The following is an 8,181-nucleotide window of genomic DNA, read 5'->3' on the forward strand; positions in this document are numbered from 1 at the left end:
CCTTTACTCCGGAGTATTTTGTCGATATGCATTCAATCCCTTTTGGCAGCATTGTCTTCCGTATTGTATTTGTGGTTCTGTCTTCGGAATCACTGTCAGCATTAAGGATAACGCTTTTAAGTTCCGGGTAGTATTTTTTCAACCCCTCTCCGCAGTTTTTCAGTATATTTGATATTGTCGTTTCATTATTATATGTCGGAATACCGACTACTATGTCTGCGTTTCCGATCTTTTTAAGCAGCATCGTAAACTCTTTTCCGGGGGACTCATTGATAAAATCAGCCATCTTTTCCTTCTTCTTCTTAAAAAATTTTATTAAATTTTATAATACTCTGAACTTATTATATTTTATTTTTAAAAATAAAAATAACAAATGAGGTCAATTAAACAGATACCTTATTACCTCTTCCCATCCCCTGTTCATTTTTCTTTCTGTTACAAAAACATTATCATAATTCGGAAGAGCCTTGATAATATGATCTTCTTCGTGAATATCATTATTCATTAAGAAAAAGAACTTCACTTCATCAGCCATTTTCAGATCTTCAGCAGAATCACCCAGAGCAAGGCAGTTTTCTTTTAAAAAACCTCTTATTTCCCTGTCTGCCCTTACACCTTTGGATTTATCCACACCTTTTGGCATAAGATTATAAAAATAAGTCTTGCAGTCAGGAAATTCTGCAGCATAAAGAGAAGTAGGCCCGTTGTTCATAATCATTGAATCTTCAAATCCGTTTTCAGCAAGAATTCTGTTTGCTTTTTCCACATCGATTTCTCCCAGGAAAAGAATGTTTGTATTTCTGTTTTTGTTCCATTCAGGCCGGCAGTCTATTTTAGATGGAAAACTGTTTTTCATAAGTCTGACAACATTCCGGAAGTCTTCGCCCAGGCTTGTAAAATCATGCCTGAAATTTTCTTTATTATAAGTCCGGTGTACTTCCCTGCCTCTATTATAAACTACTTCGGCTCCAAGTTCAGCAATATAATTATACAGGTTAAGCATCTGCGCATTATATTTTAACTGGTACCTGTTTCTCCCGGAAATCATGACCAGATCTATATTGCAGGAATGCAGCAATTCAAGACAGCTGACAGCGCCAAAAAAATACAATCCTTCAGCATCATTTATTATGCTGCCTTTATCATTAAAAAGCGTTCCGTCGCAATCACTATAGACTGCCTTTATATCTCTGATTTCTTTTCTGATTTTTTCTTTATAATCCCGAAAAAACTTCATTTCCATATTTTCTTCACCCGGCTGTTTCTGATTTTATTTTCAAAAACTGCATTATATCTGTTTTGGTGAAAAGACCCTGCAGTTTTCCATCTTTAATAACCGCAAGAACTGAAAATCTTAGCTTATTTTAAAATCAAGCTTTTTATCTTCCGGCCCGGTTGTGCTTATAATAACTGTATTTCCTTCTTTTATTTCACCATTTAAGATTTTCATTGCCAGAACATTCTGGATCTCATTCTGTATGACTCTCTTAAGAGGCCTTGCGCCATAAATTGGGTCAAATCCCTCTTTGGCCACAAGTTCTTTTGCCTTGTCTGAAATATCGATTTTGATATTTCTGCTTTCTATCATGCTTTTTAGTTTTTTAAACTGTATAATGGCTATTTTTTTGATTTCTTCGATTCCAAGCCTGTTGAAAATTATTATATCGTCAACCCTGTTTAGAAACTCCGGTTTGAAATAATTCTTCATCGCGTCAAGAACCATATTCTCTATATCTTTTTCCTCTTTCCTGCCCAGCTCGGTTATATGCTGGCTTCCGATATTGGAAGTCATTATAAGAACCGCATTCTTGAAATCTACAGTTCTTCCATGTCCGTCGGTAAGCCTGCCGTCATCCATGATCTGAAGAAGTATATTAAACACGTCAGGATGGGCTTTTTCTATTTCATCCAGAAGTATGACTGAATAAGGTCTTCTTCTTACAGCTTCTGTCAGGTATCCTCCTTCTTCATAACCAACATAGCCCGGAGGAGCTCCTATAAGCCTTGAAACTGTGTGCTTTTCCATATATTCAGACATATCAATCCTTATCATTGCCCGTTCGTCATCAAAAAGAAATTCAGCAAGAGCTTTTGAAAGCTCAGTCTTGCCGACTCCTGTAGGTCCAAGAAAGATAAAAGAGCCGATAGGCTTGTTTGGGTCTCCAAGACCGGCACGCGCCCTTCTAATGGCATTTGAAACTACCGATATTGCTTCATCCTGACCGATTACTCTTTCCTTTATCCTGTCTTCCATAAGAACCAGTTTTTCAACTTCTCCCTCAATCAGTTTAGAAAGAGGTATTCCGGTCCATTTTGAAATAATCTCGGCAATGTCCTCATCATCCACTTCTTCTTTAAGCATTTTTTTGTCTTTCTGAAGTTCTGACAATTTTAAATTTTCTTCATTCAGGCGCTTCGTCAGTTCCATTAATTTTCCATATCTCAGTTCAGCTGCTTTTTGAAGATTGGTTTCCCTTTCAGCCTGTTCTGCTTCGGTTTTTGTTTTTTCAATTTCTTCTTTTACCGACTGAATGCTTTTTATTGAATCTTTTTCTTTCAGCCAGTGCGCTTTCATTGTGTCGCTGGCGCTTTTAAGCTCTGAAAGCTCCTTTTTTATTTTATCAAGACGCTCTACAGAAGATGCATCTTTCTCTTTCTTTAAAGCCTGTGCCTCGATTTCAAACTGCTTGATTTTTCTTTCTATCTCATCTATTTCTGTCGGCATACTGTCTATTTCAATCCTTAACTTGGAAGCAGCTTCGTCGATAAGATCAATTGCCTTGTCAGGCAGAAATCTGTCTGTGATATATCTGTTGGACAAAATGGTTGCCGAAAGTATCGCAGAATCCTTTATTCTTACCCCATGATGTACTTCATATTTTTCCTTGAGCCCTCTCAGTATTGCAATAGTATCCTCAACATCAGGCTCGCGTACAAGTACAGTCTGAAATCTTCTTTCAAGGGCTGCGTCTTTTTCAATATGCTTTCTGTACTCATCCAGAGTAGTTGCACCGACCATATGCAGTTCCCCTCTTGCCAGCATGGGCTTTAACATATTAGATGCATCCATCGCTCCTTCAGCTGCTCCTGCGCCCACAACCGTATGAAGCTCATCAATAAACAGGATTATTTTTCCTTCTGACTTGATTATCTCTTTTAAAACTGCCTTCAGCCTGTCTTCAAATTCCCCTCTGTATTTCGCTCCGGCAATTACAGCTCCCATATCAAGAGCAAAAACAGTCTTATCTTTAAGGCCTTCCGGAACATCCCCTGATACTATTCTCTGAGCCAGACCTTCAACTATTGCAGTTTTGCCTACTCCCGGCTCACCGATAAGAACAGGATTATTTTTTGTTCTTCTGGAAAGAACCTGAATAACTCTCCTGATTTCATCATCTCTGCCGATTACCGGATCAAGTCTGCCTTTTCTTGCAAGTTCGGTTACATCTTTTCCAAATCTCTGTAATGCCTGATATTTATCTTCAGGATTCTGATCCGAAACTCTCTGGCTACCCCTGATTTCTACAAGAGCCTGATAAACTTTCTGCTTCGTAATTCCGCTTCTTTTTAAAATCTCCCCTGTTCTGCTTTTACTTTCAGAAAGAGCAATCAGAAGATGTTCCGTGCTTACATAATCATCTTTTAACTGCTGAGCTTCTTTTGCAGCAATATTTAATGTGTTGCCAAGCTCGGAACTTAGATATACCCGCACATTATCCCCTGATACCTTGGGATATTTCTGCAGCTCTTTTTTAAATACTGCTGCCATCTCTGAAACATCTATATTAATTTTTTCAATCAGCGGAAGGATTATTCCCTCACTCTGATCCAAAAGCGCATTCATTAAATGTACGTCAGCGATTTCCTGATTGCCATTATCAACCGCAATTGTATTGGCTGCAGAAATCGCCTCCTGTGCTTTTATGGTAAATTTATCAAATTGCATACAAATCACCTCTAAACCATTATTTTAGCCCTTGGATTTTCGTCATATTTTTTTGAAAAATCCTCGAGCAGCTTTTTCTGTTCATCACTAAGGTTTTCCGGTATGACTATTCTTATCTTTGCATAAAGATCGCCATTATCTGCTCCTTTTATAAAAGGCATCCCTTTACCTTTGAGCCTGAGCGTTTTTCCAGCCTGAGTTCCAGGCGGAAGCTTTACCGTAATACTTCCTGAAAAAGTAGGAATATCAATGGAAGCCCCGAATACAGCTTCTTTTATGGTTACCGGTATTTCACAGTAAAGGTCATTTTCTTTTCTTGTAAAAAAGTGATGGGGAGCTATTTCCACAAAAAGATACAAGTCTCCGGCAACTCCGCCATTCGGGCTCTTGCCGCCTTCACCTGTAACTCTTATCTTGCCGCCATCTTTTATGCCCTTGGGTATTTTGACATTAATAGTTCTTGACTTTCCTTCTGCTGTCTGAAGCTTGAAAGTCCTCTCTGTGCCAAGGTATGCTTCTCTTAAAGTTATTGTCAGCCTGGATTCCACATCCCGGCCTTTTGCTGCTGCTCTTCTGCTTCTCCAGCTGGTTCTCTGGTTCTGCTTTGCTCCTGCCTGACGTGCTGACCCGGATGAAAAATCGCTGAACCTCTGATCCGACCCTCTTCCGAAGAACATTTCAAAAAAATCTGAAAATCCGCTTCCCAGATTGCCGAAATCAAAACCGCTGCCCTGGAAATCATAAGATGTTGAACCCTGCTGCCACTGAGCCCCGCCGGGCCATCCCTGCTGACCTGCGCCTGCTCTTGAGTATGCCTTCCAGTTTGAGCCAAGCTGGTCATAGCGCGAACGCTTCTCTGCATCTTTTAATACTTCATAAGCTTCGCCTATTTCCTTGAATTTTTCCTCTGCTGCCGGGTTGTTTTTATTAGCATCAGGATGGTACATTTTTGCAAGTTTTCTGTATGCCTTTTTAATCTCATCAGCAGAAGCTTTTTTGTCAACTCCCAAGATCTTGTAATAATCCTTATAGTCAACCATTTAAAACCACCGTATAAATTATTCTTTCATATAAAGCTCCTGCCCATGTCTTTAAATACATGGGCAGGAAATATTAATTTTATTATCGACTTTTCAACTTAATAATATAATTATTATTCTGTTTTAACTTCAACCTTTTTAGCTTTCTTGATTTCAGCTTTTGGAATATTTACTTCCAGCACCCCTTCTTTATAGGAAGCTTTTATTTCCTCTTCCTTTACAGGTACTCCGACGGTGAAAGATCTGTAAAAAGAGCCGTAACTTCTTTCAACTCTTACAAAATCTTTTTCCTTTTCCTCTTTCTCAAACTTTCTTTCACCCTTGATTACCAGAAGATCGTTATCAAGTGAAACCTCAATATCTTCTTTTTTTATTCCCGGAAGATCAGCTTTAATAATTATTTCTGTTTCTGTCTCCTTTATATCTACATCAGGAGACCAGACTGAGCCTTTTCTTTCCGGCTTTCCTTCTTTGTCGGTTCCACTGAACCATCTTCCGATATCATCTCTGAGCTGTACAAGATCGCTGAATGGATCCCATCTTACTATAGGCATATTAATCCCCCTCCTTTAAATTACTATACCTTTTTATTAATTTTTATCGTCTTTTGCTTCAAACTCAGCATCTATTATATCTTCATCCGCCGCCTTCCCGTCAGCCTGGCTTTCTGCCTGCGAACCATCTGTGCCCGGCTGGCTCTGAGGACCTGCTCCCCCTGCCTGTGAACTTGTCTGCTGATAAAGAAGAGTTGACATTTCACCTACAAGTTTCTCCAGAGCATCAGTTTCTCTCTTTATGGCATCCGCATCTTCGCCTTCCATTATTTTCTTAACACTGTCTATCTGGGAAGTTATTTTTGTTTTCATATCAGCCGGCACTTTGTCGCCATATTCTCTCAGGGACTTCTCGGTCTGATAAACCAGTCCGTCCGCCCTGTTTTTCACTTCAACAAATTCTTTTCTTTTCTTATCATCCGCAGCATGGGATTCTGCTTCCCTGACCATTTTATTTATCTCATCATCAGAAAGATGAGAAGTCGCTGTTATGGTTATTTTCTGCTCTTTTCCTGTTGCAGTATCTTTTGCCATAACATTTACTATTCCGTTTGCATCTATATCAAATGTTACTTCTATCTGCGGAATTCCTCTTGGAGCGGGCGGAATGCCATCCAGTCTGAAATTGCCAATTGTCTTATTATCTCGCGCAAATTCTCTCTCACCCTGAAGAACATGAATATCCACACTGGTCTGGTTGTCTGCAGCAGTGGTGAATATTTCACTTTTCTTTGTAGGAATGGTCGTATTTCTTTCAATAAGTTTTGTCATTACCCCGCCAAGAGTTTCAATGCCCAGAGAAAGAGGAGTCACATCAAGAAGAACAACGTCCTTGACATCTCCTTTAAGCACGCCTGACTGAATAGCTGCACCAACAGACACAACTTCATCCGGGTTAACACTCTTATTAGGCTCTTTGTTTATTATCTTTTTCACAAGTTCCTGTATAACAGGCATTCTTGTTGCTCCACCTACAAGAATAACTTCATCTATATCAGAAATCTTAAGTCCTGAATCAGCAAGAGCTTTTTCCATGGGAATTCTGCATCTTTCAGTCAGATCAGCTGAAAGCTGTTCAAATTTTGCCCTTGTAATCTTCGTTTCCAGATGTTTGGGACCATTGGCATCTGCAGTTATAAACGGCAGGCTTACATTGGTCTCCATAACGCTTGAAAGCTCTATCTTTGCCTTTTCGGATGCTTCTATAAGCCTCTGCAGAGCCTGTCTGTCAAGCCTTAAGTCAATTCCCTGTTCCTTTTTAAATTCATCTGCAAGATAATTCATTATTCTGTTATCATAATCGTCTCCACCCAGGTGCATGTCTCCATGACTTGCTTTTACTTCAAAAACACCTTCTCCAACCTCAAGAATTGAAACGTCAAAGGTACCTCCTCCAAGGTCAAAGACAAGTATTTTTTCTTCTTTCTTTTTGTCAAGTCCGTATGCAAGCGCAGCTGCAGTAGGTTCATTTATAATTCTTAATACATTAAGTCCTGCTATTTTACCTGCATTCTTCGTCGCCTGCCTCTGAGCATCATTAAAATAAGCAGGAACCGTTATAACTGCATCAGTTACTTCTGTTCCCAGATAAGACTCGGCATCAGCTTTTAATTTCTGCAATATCATTGAAGATATTTCTTCAGGAGTATATTCCCTGTCAGCAAGCTTGACGGTTGCAAGTCCGTTTTTGCCTCCGGTTACTGTATAGGATACTGTTTCTCTCTCACTGACAACTTCATCATATCGTCTTCCAATAAATCTCTTGATGGAATAAACGGTATTTTCAGGATTTAAAGCCGCCTGTCTTTTTGCAAGCTGACCAACAAGCCTTTCACCTTTTTTAGTAAACGCCACAACTGAAGGGGTCGTTCTTCCGCCTTCGCTGTTCGCAATTACAACAGAATTACCGCCCTCCATAACTGCAATACATGAGTTAGTTGTTCCCAAATCAATTCCAACTGCTTTTCCCATAATTTGATCAACCTTTCTTTTTTATTAAAATACTTTCAATTTTTTAAATTAATGATTATAAATTTAAGAAATCTTTAAAGTTATCCGGACCGGCCTGAAATAATTTTATTCCGTATGCTTATTGCCGTTTTCTTTCCTTGCCAGATAATTTTTGTAGCAAAGGACAACATCTTCCGGGCATCTGTCCAGTATGACAGCGTCTCTTCTCTTGATGAGTATTATTATCGATCTCAGATTCATCCCCTGTTCATACATTAGCTCACGGACATATTCAAGCCAGTTAATATCCTCCTTGGAATAATATCTTTTCCTTCCCCTCCTGAGCGGACAAACCAGATTAAATTTCTCATAATAGTATAAAGTCCTGCTGTTTATCCCAAGAAACTCAGCTACTAGCTCTATTGGATAGCTTTTATCAACTTCATTAAACATACAATCCGCCACACTTTCTTAAACTAATATAATATTAGCCAATAAAAAAATTTTTGTCAACAAATACTAAATATTTTTTCTTATTTAATTAAATTACAATTTACTTTTAAGTGAAAAATATTTTTACTGATTATAAGTATAGCAACAAATATATAAAATTCAATATTTATATATTCAAATACTATATTTTTTATTTTTTTCCATTAAAATTGATTAGATAATTAAATATTTAGCGATA

7 protein-coding genes are annotated in these 8,181 nt (G+C 38.5%); all 7 read right to left on the minus strand.

Annotated features, from left to right (window positions below):
• Positions 1–286 (minus strand): hypothetical protein (locus GXZ93_01080; GenBank protein HHT78385.1); only part of this gene is annotated, 286 nt, incomplete at its 3' end.
• A gap of 93 nt (positions 287–379) precedes the next feature.
• Entirely contained in the window at positions 380–1,243 is an 864-nt protein-coding gene (locus tag GXZ93_01085) for an HAD-IIB family hydrolase (protein ID HHT78386.1), read from the minus strand.
• A gap of 111 nt (positions 1,244–1,354) precedes the next feature.
• The gene (clpB, locus tag GXZ93_01090; protein HHT78387.1) at positions 1,355–3,946 is read right to left on the minus strand and encodes an ATP-dependent chaperone ClpB; all 2,592 of its coding nucleotides are present in this window, start codon (positions 3,944–3,946) and stop codon (positions 1,355–1,357) included.
• Between the two features lie 11 nt (positions 3,947–3,957).
• Entirely contained in the window at positions 3,958–4,986 is a 1,029-nt protein-coding gene (locus GXZ93_01095) for a J domain-containing protein (protein ID HHT78388.1), read from the minus strand.
• A 113-nt stretch (positions 4,987–5,099) separates the two neighbouring features.
• Positions 5,100–5,540 carry an Hsp20/alpha crystallin family protein gene (locus tag GXZ93_01100; GenBank protein ID HHT78389.1) on the minus strand — a complete coding sequence of 147 codons (441 nt, stop codon included), beginning with the start codon at positions 5,538–5,540 and terminating at the stop codon, positions 5,100–5,102.
• A 36-nt stretch (positions 5,541–5,576) separates the two neighbouring features.
• Positions 5,577–7,511 carry a molecular chaperone DnaK gene (gene dnaK, locus GXZ93_01105; protein ID HHT78390.1) on the minus strand — a complete coding sequence of 645 codons (1,935 nt, stop codon included), beginning with the start codon at positions 7,509–7,511 and terminating at the stop codon, positions 5,577–5,579.
• 105 nt (positions 7,512–7,616) lie between these two features.
• Positions 7,617–7,943 (minus strand): MerR family transcriptional regulator, encoded by a 327-nt coding sequence (locus GXZ93_01110; GenBank protein HHT78391.1) that lies wholly within the window; start codon positions 7,941–7,943, stop codon positions 7,617–7,619.
• Positions 7,944–8,181: the final 238 nt, after the last annotated feature.

The organism is Actinomycetota bacterium, assembly GCA_012837825.1.
GTDB lineage: Bacteria > Actinomycetota > Humimicrobiia > Humimicrobiales > Humimicrobiaceae > Humimicrobium.

What these genes read in the sequence shown, in the direction of transcription:
- GXZ93_01085 (HHT78386.1), bottom strand. Translation starts at nt 1,243, where the DNA reads ATGGAAATGAAGTTTTTTCGGGATTATAAAGAAAAAATCAGAAAAGAA.
- clpB (HHT78387.1), bottom strand. Translation starts at nt 3,946, where the DNA reads ATGCAATTTGATAAATTTACCATAAAAGCACAGGAGGCGATTTCTGCA.
- GXZ93_01095 (HHT78388.1), bottom strand. Translation starts at nt 4,986, where the DNA reads ATGGTTGACTATAAGGATTATTACAAGATCTTGGGAGTTGACAAAAAA.
- GXZ93_01100 (HHT78389.1), bottom strand. Translation starts at nt 5,540, where the DNA reads ATGCCTATAGTAAGATGGGATCCATTCAGCGATCTTGTACAGCTCAGA.
- dnaK (HHT78390.1), bottom strand. Translation starts at nt 7,511, where the DNA reads ATGGGAAAAGCAGTTGGAATTGATTTGGGAACAACTAACTCATGTATT.
- GXZ93_01110 (HHT78391.1), bottom strand. Translation starts at nt 7,943, where the DNA reads ATGTTTAATGAAGTTGATAAAAGCTATCCAATAGAGCTAGTAGCTGAG.